The sequence below is a fragment of the Acidobacteriota bacterium genome, from assembly GCA_026393755.1.
Classification (GTDB): Bacteria; Acidobacteriota; Vicinamibacteria; order Vicinamibacterales; family JAKQTR01; genus JBAXOX01.
In genome coordinates this window covers 1-14452 of sequence record JAPKZO010000004.1, presented here as the reverse complement: position 1 = coordinate 14452, position 14452 = coordinate 1, and the positions used below count along the sequence as shown (strand labels likewise).

Below are 14452 nucleotides of genomic sequence, written 5' to 3'. Positions count from 1 at the left end.
ACGAGCACGTGCATGTAGAAATTAGGTCCGACCCCTTTCTCTTCGCGGCGATCCGAACGCCCGCGTTAGCCGCCCGTCGACCGATCGAGGGCCTCGCGGTTCATCTGGATCTTCATCTTCTGGCGCGCCTTCATCATGTAGGCGCCGAAGAACTGATTGCGCCGCTGGCTGAGCAGATCCTGTCTGATCGATTCCCGCCCGCCTGCCGCTTCGCCGGGGGCCACGTCTTTCCGCTCGACCACCTTCAGAATCGTGGTGCCATCCAGCGTCATAATCGGGTCGCTGACTGATCCGACAGCCTGCGCGAACGCAGCTTTCTCCACTGTCGCATTGACGCCCACATCCGGCAGTGCCGTGCCGCGCGCGACGAGATCGCTCGTCTTGGCCTCGACCCCCGCCTTCTTGGCGGCTGCCACGAAATCGGCCGCCGTCTTGAGGGTTGCCGCCAGCGTGGCGGCCTTTTCCGACGCCAGCCTGCCCGCCTTCTCCTTGATCACGTCGTCGCGAACCTTGTCCTTCACGATGTCGAGCGTGGGGATCTTCGGATCCTCGCGGCCCGAGACTGCGGCAAACGCGTAGCCGCGGCCCACTCGCAACGGGCCGCTGACTTCATCGGGGCCCAACTGGAAGATCTCCGCCGAGACCTGCGGCGAACCGCCGAGTCTGAGCAGCGGCTCTTCGCGCGTAAAGAACCCGGTCTCCTCGACCTTCCATCCGTGCGCGGCGGCGACCTTGTCGAGATCGGGCGGCGTCTTCAGTTCCTTCGCCACTTGATCGGCCAACGTGTCGGCGGCCTTTTGCGCCTTCTCCATCGCCAACTGCTCGGTGATCTGCGCGCGCACCTGATCAAGCGTCTGCGTGGTGGCCGGTTTCCGGTCGACGACCTTGATGATGTGGAACCCGAAGCTGGTCTTGACCAGGTCGCTCATCGTGCCGGGCGCGAGTGCGAAGGCGACCTCGTCGAACTCAGGCACCATCCGGCCTCGTGCGAAGTAATCGAGGTCGCCGCCCTGTTTGGCGGTCGGCTCGTCCTCAGAGTACTTCTTCGCCAGGTCCGCGAAGTTGGCGTTCGGCTTCTTCGCCTCGGCCAGCACCTTCTCCGCCGCGGCCCGCACGGCCTTTTCGTCCTTGCCTTCGGTCTTGAAGAGGATGTGGCTCGCGCGCACCTGCTCCGGCGTCGAATACGTCTCGATGTTGTTGTTGTAGAACCGCTCCACCTCGCGCGAGGGCACGATGACAGCCTTACGCTGGGCATCCAGATCGATCAGCACGTACTTCACCTTCCGACGCTCGCCGATGCGGTACTTCTCCTTGTTCTTCTCGAACGCGGCCGCGATTTCGGCGTCGGTCGCCGTCGCCTGGGCGCGGAACGCATCGGCGGAGACGTGCACCAGCTGCACCTTGACCTTCTCGTTGCGGCGCCGATACTCCGCGTCGGCTTCGGCGTCGGTCACGGTCACCCAGTCGGTGACGACGGCCTGCAGCTTCTCGACGAGCAGCTGACGCTTGAGGCTCGCCGCGAACTCGGGCGGGGAGAGGGGCGAACGCGAGTTCCTGAGCGCCGCCTCGAACGCCTGTTCTCCGACGAACCTGCCGTTCTGCTGGAACTCCGGCATCGACACGACGCGCTGGCCCACTTCCTCATCGGTCACGGTGATGCCGAGGCGTCCGGCTTCGGCCACCATGGCGCGCTCGTTGATCAACTGTTGCAGCACCTGCTGTTCGAATCCGAGCTGCTTCAGCAACTGTTCATTGATGCCGGCGCCATACGCCTGGCGGTACGCGGCCACCTGGTTCTGGTACGCCCGGCGGAATTCCGCGGCGCTGATGCTGTGGCCATCGACCTGCGCCACCTCGCTGTTGGGAGACGTGCCGCCCTGGTCGCCCAGAAAACTGGGGACATAGAACACCACGAACGTCAGACACACCAGCGCCAGGCTCCATTTGAGCCAGCCCTTATGGCGTCGCATCCGATCAAGCATCGTCATAGTACGTACCCACTCCAATAACCAGATCTTCTAAGTGTATCGTTCAAGTTGAAGGGTCTGCAAGCACTTACCCAAACCCGCTTGCAACGGCCCGGCACCACGTGTATCCAGTCGGTTGGATCTGAACGTGAAGCGGACTGGCACTGTGCTATATTTGCTGAGGATTAAGGAACTTAGCGGGCCGGCCCGCTTCATCGCTTGGCGGTCCTTCGAGGGTCACCGGTGAAGACCGTGAGAAAAGCGGGCGCCCCGGCGTCCGATCCGTCGAGTCGGCTGTGGGGGGCGCAGCGCGATCTGCGTGTCCGCCTGCAACGGCGCGAGACGCTGACCGAGGTGGTGCGCGCCTCACAGGGCGAAACTCGGCCCGCGATGGTGGCGCAAGCGCTTGTCGATCGGGTCAGCCGCTGGATGCCCGTGCCGGTCTGGGGGGTGGTGTTCAACGAGGGACCCGGGTCGACGCCCGTCGTGCTGGCCTGGACCGATGCCGACGACGGTGCGCAGGCGGCGTTCCGGACGGTGGGCGCGTGGATCACCCACCACGGCAAGGAGTTCCTCACTCGCGATCTGGCTTCCGATCCGCGTCTGAATCAGCCGATGGCGGCCACCGTCGTGGGGTTTCCGCTGATGGTGCGAGGCGGAACCGCTGGCGCCCTGGTGGGCCTCGATCGGACGACCAGCCGGCTGCTTCCACGATTCGGGGCTGGGGTCCTGCCGCTGCTGCAGCAGGTCCTCGAGCCGGTTGCGGTCGCCATCGACCAGGCGCAGCGGATTCAGCGGGTCGAAGCGCTGTCGGTGACCGACGACCTGACGGGGTTGTACAACTCGCGGTACCTCAAGGAGGCCTTGAACCGCGAGACGAAGCGGGCGGTTCGCTACGGGCGCGCCCTGTCGGTGCTGTTCATCGATCTGGACGGCTTCAAGTCGGTGAACGACCGGCACGGTCATCTGCTCGGGAGCCAGGCGCTGATCGAGGCGGCCCTGGTGATCCGCGGGTGCGCGCGCGAGAGCGATGTGGTCGCTCGCTATGGCGGTGACGAATTCGTCGTGGTGCTGCCCGAGACCGCGAGTCCGGGCGCCATGGTGGTCGCCCGGCGCGTGGGCGAACGTCTGGCCTTGCACCCGTTTCTGGCGGCGTCCCAGCTGAATCTGCGGCTGACGGCGTCGGTTGGCGTGTCGACACTACCGGGCGACGCGACGTCGCCCGAAGAACTGCTCCACGGCGCGGATCTTGCTATGTACCGCGTCAAGGAAGACGGCAAGAACGGTATCGGCCTGGCCTCGGACAATCAGTCGGGCCGCAAGGAGTAAGGGCGTTGGCGTTTCGTTCCCTCTTGTCATTGTTCTCGAGCGACCTGGCGATCGACCTGGGCACCGCCAATACGTGCGTCTACGCCCGCGGCCGCGGGATCGTATTGAACGAGCCCTCGATTGTGGCCATCAACAAGGTCACCGGCAAGGTTGAAGCGGTCGGCCGCGAGGCCAAGGAAATGCTGGGCCGCACGCCCGGCAACATCGTGGCGATCAAGCCGATGAAGGACGGCGTAATCGCCGACTTCGAAGTGACCGAGAAGATGCTGACCTACTTCATCAAGAAGGCGCACAACGGCGCCATGTGGGTTAGGCCCCGGATTGTCATCGGCGTGCCGTCCGAGATCACGCAGGTGGAGAAACGCGCCGTCAAGGACAGCGCCTACCGCGCGAAGGCCAGCGAAGTGCACCTGATCGAGGAAGCGATGGCGGCGGCCATCGGCGCGGGCATGCCCATCACCGAACCGACCGGCAACATGATCGTCGATGTCGGCGGCGGCACCACTGACATCGCCGTCATCTCGCTGGCGGGCATCGTCTACAGTAAGGCTGTGCGCGTGGCCGGCAACGAGATGGACGAGGCCATCATTCAGTTCATCAAGCGGAACTATAACCTGCTCATCGGGGAGCGGACGGCCGAGCAGATCAAGATCGAGATCGGATCGGCCTTCCCCCTTGACGAGCGTTTGACGATGGAGATCAAGGGCCGGCACCTGATCGAGGGCGTGCCGAAGACCATCACCATCAGCGACGAAGAGGTGCGCGAGGCGCTGGCCGAGACGGTCAATGTGATCATCGACGCCGTGCGCGTGGCGCTGGAGCGGACTCCGCCCGAACTCTCGGCCGACATCGTCGATCGTGGTGTCGTGCTGACCGGGGGCGGAGCCATGCTCAAGAACCTCGACAAGCGTCTTCGTGAGGAGACGGGGCTGCCGGTGGCGATGGCAGAGGATCCGCTGGCGTCGGTCGTGCTGGGCGCCGGCAAGATGCTCTCGGACTTCAACCTGCTGCGCAAGATTTCCATCGACTGACACGACGATTGGCCCGAGGCGCCCGGAGCCAGCGTGGTTCGGGCGCTGTCGGTACCGCGGGCGGCGACCAGATGGCCCTTCCCGACACCCGCCACCGCGTCCGCTACCTGTTTGTAGCGGTCATGGTGGGTCACATCCTGCTCATCTCGACGCAGGTCAGTTCGCGCCCCGGTGTGTCGCTGCTGCAGGCGGTGCTGACGTCCGGGCTGACAGAAGCGCAGCGCGCCCTCTGGGCCGTCGTCGGCGCCGGGCACGGCGTCTGGAACAATTACGTGGCGCTGCGGGGTGCCCGGGAGGAGAACCAGCGGCTCAACCGTGAGGCCGCCGACCTGCGCGTGCAACTGCAGCAGGAACGCGTCGCGTCGGAAGCGGTGGAGCGCCTGCGGGCGCTGCTGGATCTGCGTGCGCGCGTCGCGTGGACGACGACCGGGGCCGATGTGATCGGCGGAAGCGTGTCGCCAGAGTTTCGGTCGATCGTCATCGACCGGGGCCGCGCCGCCGGGATCCTCCCCGGCATGGCGGTGTTGACACCGGCGGGGCTGGTCGGACGCGTCGTCTGGTCCAGCACGCACGCGGCGACGGTCCAGTTCATCGTGGACAAGAGTGCGGCGGCAGCCGTGATCGTGGAACCGTCGCGGGCGCAGGGCGTCGTGCTCGGAAACGGCGACGGCACGCTGCGGCTCGATTATCTGGCCGCGTCGGCCACCGTACAGCCGGGCGATCGGGTCGTGACGGCCGGTGTCGACGGTATCTATCAGAAGGGGATCGTCGTCGGATACGTCCAGAGAGTCAGCCCGGTGGTGATTGTGCAGCCGGCGGTGGATTTCACGCGCCTCGAATCCGTGCTGATCGTGGTCTCCCCGGCGCCCCAACCCGCGCCAGAGCGTCCACCGGCAGACCCGCAGGATAAGCGATGAAGGCGGTACGGACCATCGTGGCCGTGGCGCTCGCCCTGATTCTGCAGAGCCTGCTGGCCCGAATGGCCGGATCGACCCGGCTGCCGATCGATCTCGTGCTCGTCGTCGTGGTCACAATCGCCATGTTGTATGGCCGGGTGGCGGGTTTGCTCGGCGGCACGCTGGCCGGGCTGGCGCAGGACGCGCTGGTTGGCGGCGTGATGGGGGTTGGCGGAATGGCATCGAGCCTGGCGGGATTCCTGGCCGGTTACATCGGAACGCAGTTCATTGTGACCCAGACGATCCCGCGCTTCCTGCTCTTCGTTGGTGCGACCGCCGTGCATGGCGCCGTGTTCATGGGGCTCTACCAATTGCTTGGCCTGCGCGGGTTCGATCGGCCATTCCTCGACTTGACGGTGCGGGCCCTGGCCAACGCCGCCGCGGGCATTGTGCTTTTCGGTCTGGTGGAGACCCTGCCGGGCCTGCCCGAACGCTGGCGGATTCGACGGGAGCATCAACGGAAGGTGCGGTTTCACTGACCTATGCTGACTGGAACGGCCGACGGCCGGCGTCGAACGGCGGTGCGCCTCACCGTGTTCTCGGTGGTGGTCAGCGTGTGCTTCGCCGCGCTGGGCATCAGCTTCTGGTACATCCAGGTGCTGCACAACCAGATGTACCGCGAGATGGCCGAAGCCAATACGGAGCGGCGCCTGCCGCTGCGCGCCCCGCGCGGGATCCTGTTCGATCGGAAGCTGCGCGTGCTGGTCGAGAACCGCGACGCGTACGTGATCTCGATTCTCCGCGAGCACAGCGGGAATCTCGACCGGACGATGCGGCTGCTGGCCGATGCCACCGGAGTGCCCGAGTCGCAGGTGCGCGAGACGGTCGCGCGGCACATGAGCACGCCGCGCTATCAGCCCATTGTCGTGATCGAAGATGCCTCGCTCGCTCAGGTGTCGGCCGTGCTGGCGCGGCGGCTGGACTTCGAGTTGCCAGGAGTGTTCGTCCAGCGTGTGCCGACCAGGCGGTACCCGTCGGGAGGGTTGGGCGCCCACCTGCTGGGGTACGTGAGCGAGATCAGCGAAGCGCAAATGGCGTCGGATAGACTGCAGAGCGGCTCGATGGTGGGGCAGTCCGGTATCGAGAAGGCCTACAACAAGCTGCTGATGGGAACCGATGGCGAGCGGCGGGTGATGGTGAATAACGTGGGGCGCGAGATCACGGCGCTGGCCGAATTGCCTGCCACTGAGGGACACCGGATCCAGCTGACCATCGACTACGATCTGCAGCAGGCGGCAGAGGACGCCTTCCGCGTGTCCGGGTACTCGGGCGCGGCGGTGGTGCTTGATCCGCGGAACGGGGAGATTCTGGCCCTGACCAGCGTGCCGTCCTACGATCCGAACCTCTTTGCGGCCGGGATCGATCCAGCCACGTGGAAGCGGCTCAGCACCGATCAGCTCCGGCCGCTGCAGAATCGCGCTATTCAGGGACGCTACTCGCCGGGGTCGACCTTCAAGGTGGTCGTGGCGACGGCGGCGCTCGAGGAAGGCATCATCACGCCGGATTTCAAGGTGACGTGCCTCGGCGGTGCGACGTTCTTCAACCGGTTCTTCCAGTGCAACTCGAAGGGCGGGCACGGCACACTCGATCTGCGCCACGCCATCGAGCGGTCGTGCAACGTCTACTTCTACACTATCGGCAACATGGTGGGCATCGACAAGATTCACAAGTGGGCGGAGATTCTGGGCCTGTCCGGCAAGACGGGGATCGACCTGCCGAACGAAGCCGAGAGCCTCGTTCCGTCGAGCGCATGGAAGAAGGCGAACACCGGCCAGCGCTGGTATTCCGGGGAGACGATTTCGGTGGCCATCGGACAGGGCCAGGTGTCGGTGACGCCGCTAGCCCTGGCCTTGACGTACGCCACGGTGGCGAACGGCGGCGCCAGATTCACGCCGCGGCTGGTGCGCGCCGTCAATGACGGCTCCGGATGGAAGACGCCAGCCGACGTGAACGCCGGCGTCATCCCGAGATTGAAGCCGGAGACCGTAGCGGTGCTGCACGACGCGTTGTCACTGGTGGTCAACGGGGCCGGGACGGGGGGAGGCGCGCGCCTGATTGGCTACGAGGTGGCCGGCAAGACTGGCACCGCGCAGGTGATTTCGCTGCAGGGCGCCAAACAGGCCGCAGGCCGCACCGACGTGGATCTGCGCGACCACGGATGGTTCGCGTTCTTCGCGCCCAAAGACAACCCTGAGGTGGCGGGCGTCGTCTTTGCCGAGCACGCGCTGCACGGGGCGAACGCGGCCCCCCTGGTGCGGCACATCATCGAAACGTACTTCGCGAGCAAGGAGGGGCGGCCGCTGCCGGTGCTGGCTCCCCCGCCACCACCCGCGGTCAAGGCTGCGGCAGCCCCTGCCGCCGGGCAGGACCGCCCGCACTAGACTAGAGGAAGGCCGTCGGCGAGCGATGTTCAATCGGCGTCTCTACCGGTATCTGGACTGGCCGCTCGTGGCGGCCGTGTACGCGCTTTGCGTGATCGGCGTGCTGATGATCTACAGCACGACCGGCGACGCGACGCGCGCCGCCACGGCGCGCCTGTTTCTCGTCCAGATCTACGCCATCCTGATCGGGACGGCCGCCTTTGTCATCTGCCTGAGCGTCGATTATCGGTCACTGGCCGATCGCGCGCATGTCCTCTACATGCTCGCGCTGGGAACGCTGCTGTACGTGCTCGTGTTTGGTGTCGCGCGCGGCGGCGGCCGCCGCTGGATTGTGCTTCCGCTGTTCAATCTCCAGCCGTCCGAGTTCGTGAAGCTGGCGCTGGCGCTTCTGCTGGCCCGGCTGTTCGCGTCCAACGTGCAGAAGAACCCGACCACCGCCAATCTGGTGATCGGAGGACTGCTGACGGGCGTGCCGCTGCTGCTCATCATGATTCAGCCGGATCTCGGCACGGCGCTGACTCTGGTGCCCGTGCTGATCGGGATCGCGTACGTCGGCGGCATGAGGCTGCGTGTGGCAGGCGTCCTGCTGGCCCTGACCATTGTCGCCGCGCCCGCCGTCTGGACCTACGCGCTCAAGGACTATCAAAAGGCGCGGGTGGTGACGTTTCTCGACCCGTGGCGCGATCCCCGCGGGAAGGGCTATCAGCAGATCCAGGCGCAGATTACGGTTGGCGCCGGAGGATTGTGGGGCCAGGGCTTCCGGAAAGGCACGCAGGGACAGCTCAACTTCTTGCCCGTCGCTCACAACGACTTCATCTTCTCGGTGCTGGCGGAGGAACACGGTTTTGTCGGCGTGCTGTCGGTCCTCGGCCTGTACCTGTTCATCGTCGTGCGTTCGCTCGACACGGCCAGGCACGCCAAGGATCGCCTGGGCACCTATCTGGTGGTCGGTGTGCTGTCGAGTTTCACATTCCAGGTGCTCTACAACATTTCGATGTCGGCTGGATTGGCGATCGTCAAGGGAATCCCGCTGCCGCTCATGAGCTACGGCGGCTCGTCCATGATCGCGACGCTCGCCGGCTTCGGACTCGTCCTCAATGTGAGGATGCGGAGGTTTACCAACTAGTGAACAAAGAAATGATTATCACCTCGAACGGCCATCAGACGCTGGTGGCGATCCTCGAGGACGACCAGGTCATGGAAGTGTCGGTCGAGCGCGAACGCCAGCGCGGTGTGGTCGGCAACATCTACAAGGGCCGCGTCTCGAAGGTGCTGCCCGGGATGCAGTCGGCATTCGTGGACATCGGTCTCGAACGCGACGGCTTCCTGTACGTGTCGGACGTGGTCGACACCATGGAGGCGTTCGAGCGCCTCGGCGTCGACGACGAAGACGCCGACGAGGGAGGCGCACGCGTCGAAGGCGTTGGCGACCCGGGAAAGGGCCGCGAGCGCGGTGAGACGCCGAAGATCGAGACCCTGCTCAAGCAAGGGCAGGAGATTCTGGTGCAGATCGTCAAGGAGCCGCTGGGGACCAAGGGGGCGCGGCTCACCTCGCATGCGACGATGGCCGGACGGTTCCTCGTATTCATGCCGACGGTCGACCATATCGGCGTCTCGCGCAAGATCGATTCGCGCGACGAGCGATCGCGCCTGCGGGGCATCGTCAAGCAGTTCCGCGAAAAGGAAGGATTCAGCGGCGGCGTGATCATCCGCACGGCGGCCGCCGGCCGCCCGCAGGAGGATCTGACCAACGACCTGGTGTACTTTCAGCGCGTCTGGGGCGAGATCCGCCAGCGCGTCGACTCGTCTCGTTGCCCGGCGGTGGTGTACCGGGAGGAGGGGCTGGTGTCGAAACTGGTCCGCGACCTGCTGACCGACGAGTACTCCGCCATCAGGGTTGACGACCCCGCCGAGTTCCAGAACGTCAAGGAACAGGTGGAGCGCTTCATGCCGGCGCTGGCGGGCCGGGTCAAGCACTACACGAAGGACTTCCCGATCTTCGAGGAGTACGGCGTCCAGTCCGAAATCGACAAGGCGCTGCGCAGCAAGGTCTGGCTGAAGTCAGGCGGCTACATCGTCATCAACCAGACCGAGGCGCTCGTCGCGATTGACGTCAACACGGGCCGGTTCGTGGGCAAGCGCAACGATCGGCTCGAGGACACGATCGTCAAGACCAACGTGGAGGCGGTGAAGGAGATTGTCCGGCAGGTGCGCCTGCGCGATCTGGGCGGCATCATCGTGCTCGACTTCATCGACATGGAAGAGCGGAAGAACCGGCAGAAGGTGGCGCAGGCGCTCGACCAGGAGTTGCGGCGCGATCGGTCGCCATCGAAGGCCGTGCAGGTGTCTGATTTCGGGTTGATCATCATCACGCGCAAACGCGTCAAGCAGAGCCTTGAGCGCGTGATGACCGATCCGTGTCCGTATTGTTCGGGCACCGGCATGATCAAATCGGCCGCGACGATCTGTTACGAGATTCTCGACGAGGTGCGCAAGGTCGGCGGCGAACTGGACGGCCCGGGCCTGGTGCTGCGGGTCAATCCGGAGATCGCCAAGGCGCTCCGCGAGGAGGAAGCCTCCGTGCTGCGCGAACTGCAGGCGACGCTCGGCAAGACCGTTTCGATCAAGCCCGACCTCAACCTGCACCACGAGCAGTTCGACGTGATGGCGATGTAGGGGCCGGCGGGCTGGCGCCGCGGCACGCTGGCCGGGGCTACTTGAGGCGTTCGAGTTCGCGGAGCGGGAGCGGGTGTGACGGCAGCAGATCGATCGTGCTGTCGCGCGGGTTCCAGCCGAGCCGGATGACCGTGACTTCGACCGACCGGCGGCCGAAGCGTTGCGCTTCGATACAACTCCACATGTAGATATCGATGTGCCGTCCCTGGATCATCGGACCGGTGTCCATGATCGTGTAGATGCCCGAGTAGGGCGGCTCCGCCAGTATCTGGATGACCGAGCCGACCGGCAGCAGCGCGGAATCGGCGGCGGCGACTCCGGTGCGCGGCCACACGCCGGAGGCTGTCAGAGCGCCCTGGCAGTAGGCCGTGGCGCTGAACAGCAGCCTCGCGCCCGGCGCAGGCAGGGCCGTCGATTCACGAAGCACCGCCTGCCTGGCGGCATAGCGGGAATCGAAAATCGTCACCTCGTACAACGCGACGAATGAGAGCGCGGCCAGCGCGGTGACGACGAGCTTCTGCCAGATCGATCGCGAGATCATCAGTGCGACTCCGGCGGCGTCACGCTATGCGCCCTCAGATGGAGGTGCTTCCGGCCGGCGACAATCGCCGGCAGCGCCAGCAGGTACGCCAGACCGGCCAGCAGCACAGCGCCGGCAAGCGACCCGAGATGGTACGGCCACAGCAGCGGGCGCATCAACTCCAGTAACCCCGTCCAGAACGGCTGGTTGAACATCGCGTTCGACACCAGGTGCTCCAGCCGCGACGCGAAGTCGAGCGGCAGACGCACACCCAGCACCCTGGCCCCGGCCAGGGTCGCCACGGTGTAGTACGGCGCCAGGAACCAGGGCAGATTGACGTACACGCCCACGACCACCGCCACGCGGTTCAGCCCGAACAGAAACGCGCAGGCAAGACCGAGGATGGTGTGCACGCCCAGGAACGGAGAGAAGCCCCAGAACACGCCGACCGCAAAGGCCGCCGCCGTCCGCCGCGGCGAGTCGTGGATGTGCAGCAGCGCCTCGACCCACTTGCGAAGCAGGGCGCGCGTGACGTGAATCATCTGAAGTGCTCGTACCCGGCGGGCACCTGGCATGCTCCGCCGGCCGTCTTCAGGCGGACCGTTCGGGACGCCGTCACGGTACCTATCCGCGTCAACGGCAGATCGCCGAGCGCCTGCCGCACCGACCGAAGCCTCGAACGCTGCCGGGGGCCGACGGTGAAGAGCAATTCGTAGTCGTCGCCGCCGCACAGTGCCGCCATGACGGGATCGGCCGATCGCGCGACAAACCATGCGCGGGCCTCCGTCGATACTGGCAGCGCCTGAGCATCCACGACGATGCCCGCCTTCGAGGCGGACGCGATCTGGTGGAGGCCATCGGCCAGTCCGTCACTCAGATCGACGCATGCCGACGCGGCGCGGTTGGCGGCGAGCAGGAGACCGAGCCGGATCCGTGGTTCGGGCCGAAGATAGGCCTCTTCGCACGCGGTCATTGCGCCGGCGGTTCGGGGGCCGGAACCAAGCGACTCGAGCCCGGCGGCCGCTGAGCCCACCTGGCCGCTGACCCACACCTCGTCTCCAGGGCGCGCGCCAGATCGCGTCAGGAACTTCCTCCGGTGGACGGATCCGACGGCGGTGACATCGATGCAGAGGGGCCCCGGTGTCCGGGTGATGTTGCCGCCGACCAGGGCCACCTTGTGGCGGGCGGCCGCCGCCAGGAGGCCGTCGACAATGGCCGTCAGATCCGACAGCGGGAGATCGTCCGGGAGAATCAGGGAGAGCAGCGCCACGCGCGGGCGGGCCCCCATGGCGGCCAGGTCGCTGAGGTTAACGGCCAGCGCCCGATGGCCGATGGCGTCTGGCGGCGTGAACGCCCGATCGAAGTGGACGCCGTCGACCAGGGCGTCGGTGGTGAACACGTCCAGCGAACGCGGCTCCGGTTCGACCACTGCCGCATCATCGCCAATGCCCAGCGCGACCCACGACGGCGCCGGAGGCACGCGCGTCCGGATCAGATCGATCAGGGCATGCTCGCCGGTCGCCGCGACGCTACTTGGCGTACTCAACGGCCCGCGTCTCCCGAATGACGGTGACCTTGATCTGGCCCGGGTACTCGAGCTCGTTCTCGATCCGACGCGCGATGTCCTTCGAGAGCCAGACGGCTTCCTCGTCGCTGATCTTCTCGCTCTCAACCATGATCCGGATCTCGCGGCCCGCCTGCAGCGCAAACGCCTTCGACACGCCCTTGAACGAATCGGCGATGCCTTCGAGCTTCTCGAGGCGCTTGACGTACGATTCGAGCGTGTCGCGCCGGGCGCCGGGCCGCGCGGCGGAGATCGCGTCGGCCGCCTGGACAATCATCGCTTCGAGCGACGGCCAGTCGATGTCCATGTGGTGCGCCGCCACCGCGTCGAGCACGGCCGGTTGTTCACCGTGCTTGCGGAGGAACTCGAGCCCGATTTCGAGGTGCGTGCCCTGCATCTCGCGATCGATGGCCTTGCCGATATCGTGCAGGAACGCCGCGCGCACGGTGACCGGCGTGCGCAGCCCGATTTCGCGGGCCATCGTGCCGGCCAGGAAGGCCACTTCCTTCGAGTGCTCCAGCACGTTCTGGCCGTAGCTGGTCCGGTACTTCAGCCGGCCCATCAGCCTCAGCACCTCGGGATGCAGATCATGCAGGCCGAGTTCGAACGCAGCGGCTTCGCCTTCGTGCCGGACTTCCTCGTCGAGTTCGGTCTTGACCTTCTCGACCACCTCCTCGATCCGCGCCGGGTGAATGCGGCCGTCGGCGATCAGGCGCTCGATGGCGCGCTTGGCGATCTGGCGCCGGTACGGATCGAAGCCAGACAGGATGATCGCTCCCGGTGTGTCATCGACGATCAAGTCGACGCCGGTGGCAATCTCCAGGGCCCGGATGTTGCGGCCCTCTCGGCCGATGATCCGCCCCTTGAGGTCTTCGCTCGGCAGGTCCACCACCGAGACGGTGGTTTCGACGGCGTGCTCGGCGGCGCTCCGCTGCACCGCTTCGGTGACGATCTGGCGGGCCTTCGCCGCGGCGGTCTCGCGGGCTTCGGCCTCGAGGCGCTTCACCAGGTTGGCGGCATCCCGCTTCGCGTCACCCTCAATCTGCTTCAGCAGCAGTTCCCGGGCCTCGTCTGCGGTCAGCCCGGCCACGCGCTGCAGTTCGCGCTGCTGGTCCGCGACCAGCGCCTGGTACTTGGCGGCGGTTTCGGTGCTGGCCTTGTCCCGCTTCTGCACGCCCTGCTCCTGGGCGCGGAGTTCCTTTTCCCGCTGCTCCAGGAGCGTGGCCCGTTCGGTGAGCGTCTGCTCGCGGCGATTGAGCGTCTGCTCGATCCCGGTCAGTTGCTGCCGGCGTTCGCGCGCCTGGCGTTCGCCTTCGACGACCAGCTCGTGCGTGCGCTCTTTCGCTTCGAGCAGCGCTTCCTTCTTCGCGTTCTCGGCCTCGCGCGCGGCGTCCCGGACGATGCCGGCCGCCTTCTCTTCGGCGCGCCCCACGATCTCGACAGCCGCACGCTTCCGATTCCCGAACCAGACGAACAGGCAGATCGCGCCAATCGCCGCGGTAATCAAGGCGTTGACGACGTAAGACACTTCGTTCATGCCGCGTCCTTTCGAGGCCCGCTTCTGGCGGGGCCCTCGCGAAGGCTACGCGCCCTGACGGGTGTAGCACCCCGCGGCGATGGCAGCCGTGGATGAGAGAATTAGACGAAAGGCCCCGCTTTGCCGTGTGGAGAGGTCGATGAACCTGCCATTAGCAGGTGGAACCGCTATAAGAGCCGGGCTTCAGGCTTCCTCGCGCGGAGGCATGCACACCGCTCGGCATCGCAGCTCCTCGGGTGAAACGTTGGCTCAAACGAGCCTCCGACCATCACGGGCAAAGCAGGGCACCCAGATTCAAGTCTGGAGGGATCTTAGAACGGAGGGAGGTGGGGGTCAAGCGCCCCGCCCGGCTTGCCCACCCCCAGTTTTGAGCATCACTGAAAAATGACACGGAAGCGTGCCTGTTGAAACGGCGAGGTATGTGTGTTACATTACACATATACTATGGCTACCCGCGCATCTGAGACCGTGACCGACGTCGAGCGCTGGTT

Annotated in this window: 12 protein-coding genes and 1 other RNA gene; 7 read left to right on the top strand and 6 right to left on the bottom strand. The window is 65.9% G+C overall.

Going from position 1 to position 14452, the window contains the following annotated elements; genetic code table 11:
- Positions 1-65 precede the first annotated feature (65 nt).
- Positions 66-1988, bottom strand: a complete 1923-nt coding sequence (locus NTV05_01030; protein ID MCX6542977.1) for a SurA N-terminal domain-containing protein — start codon at positions 1986-1988, stop codon at positions 66-68.
- Between the two features lie 222 nt (positions 1989-2210).
- Here NTV05_01030 and NTV05_01025 point away from each other — a divergent pair, with 222 nt between their 5' ends.
- The 7 genes from NTV05_01025 (at position 2211) to NTV05_00995 (ending at position 10340) form a co-directional block, all read left to right on the top strand.
- Entirely contained in the window at positions 2211-3296 is a 1086-nt protein-coding gene (locus NTV05_01025) for a sensor domain-containing diguanylate cyclase (protein MCX6542976.1), read from the top strand.
- A gap of 29 nt (positions 3297-3325) precedes the next feature.
- Positions 3326-4327 carry a rod shape-determining protein gene (locus NTV05_01020; protein MCX6542975.1) on the top strand — a complete coding sequence of 334 codons (1002 nt, stop codon included), beginning with the start codon at positions 3326-3328 and terminating at the stop codon, positions 4325-4327.
- Between the two features lie 71 nt (positions 4328-4398).
- On the top strand, positions 4399-5244 hold the full coding sequence (locus NTV05_01015; protein ID MCX6542974.1) for a rod shape-determining protein MreC: 846 nt from the start codon (positions 4399-4401) through the stop codon (positions 5242-5244).
- Positions 5241-5762, top strand: coding sequence for a rod shape-determining protein MreD (gene mreD, locus NTV05_01010; protein MCX6542973.1), 522 nt, complete (start codon positions 5241-5243; stop codon positions 5760-5762). Before NTV05_01015 ends, mreD begins: the two co-directional genes overlap by 4 nt.
- Before the next feature lie 3 nt (positions 5763-5765).
- Positions 5766-7664 (top strand): penicillin-binding protein 2, encoded by a 1899-nt coding sequence (gene mrdA, locus NTV05_01005; protein MCX6542972.1) that lies wholly within the window; start codon positions 5766-5768, stop codon positions 7662-7664.
- Between the two features lie 25 nt (positions 7665-7689).
- Positions 7690-8790: a rod shape-determining protein RodA gene (gene rodA, locus NTV05_01000; protein MCX6542971.1), complete on the top strand. Its 1101-nt coding sequence runs from the start codon at positions 7690-7692 to the stop codon at positions 8788-8790.
- A gap of 11 nt (positions 8791-8801) precedes the next feature.
- A complete protein-coding gene (locus NTV05_00995; protein MCX6542970.1) occupies positions 8802-10340 on the top strand; it encodes an Rne/Rng family ribonuclease in 1539 nt (512 codons plus the stop codon).
- A gap of 37 nt (positions 10341-10377) precedes the next feature.
- Here NTV05_00995 and NTV05_00990 read toward each other — a convergent pair whose 3' ends face one another.
- The 5 genes from NTV05_00990 to ssrS all read right to left on the bottom strand — a co-directional run bounded on the left by NTV05_00990 (position 10378) and on the right by ssrS (position 14250).
- Positions 10378-10881 carry a 3D domain-containing protein gene (locus NTV05_00990; GenBank protein ID MCX6542969.1) on the bottom strand — a complete coding sequence of 168 codons (504 nt, stop codon included), beginning with the start codon at positions 10879-10881 and terminating at the stop codon, positions 10378-10380.
- Complete coding sequence (locus NTV05_00985; GenBank protein MCX6542968.1) at positions 10881-11402, bottom strand: DUF2062 domain-containing protein; 522 nt, start codon at positions 11400-11402, stop codon at positions 10881-10883. The genes NTV05_00990 and NTV05_00985 overlap by 1 nt, the downstream gene beginning before the upstream one ends.
- Positions 11399-12406 (bottom strand): thiamine-phosphate kinase, encoded by a 1008-nt coding sequence (gene thiL / locus NTV05_00980; GenBank protein MCX6542967.1) that lies wholly within the window; start codon positions 12404-12406, stop codon positions 11399-11401. Before thiL ends, NTV05_00985 begins: the two co-directional genes overlap by 4 nt.
- Complete coding sequence (gene rny, locus NTV05_00975) at positions 12390-13961, bottom strand: ribonuclease Y (protein ID MCX6542966.1); 1572 nt, start codon at positions 13959-13961, stop codon at positions 12390-12392. The genes thiL and rny overlap by 17 nt, the downstream gene beginning before the upstream one ends.
- Positions 13962-14069: 108 nt before the next feature.
- Positions 14070-14250, bottom strand: a non-coding RNA gene (gene ssrS / locus NTV05_00970) — 6S RNA.
- Positions 14251-14452: the final 202 nt, after the last annotated feature.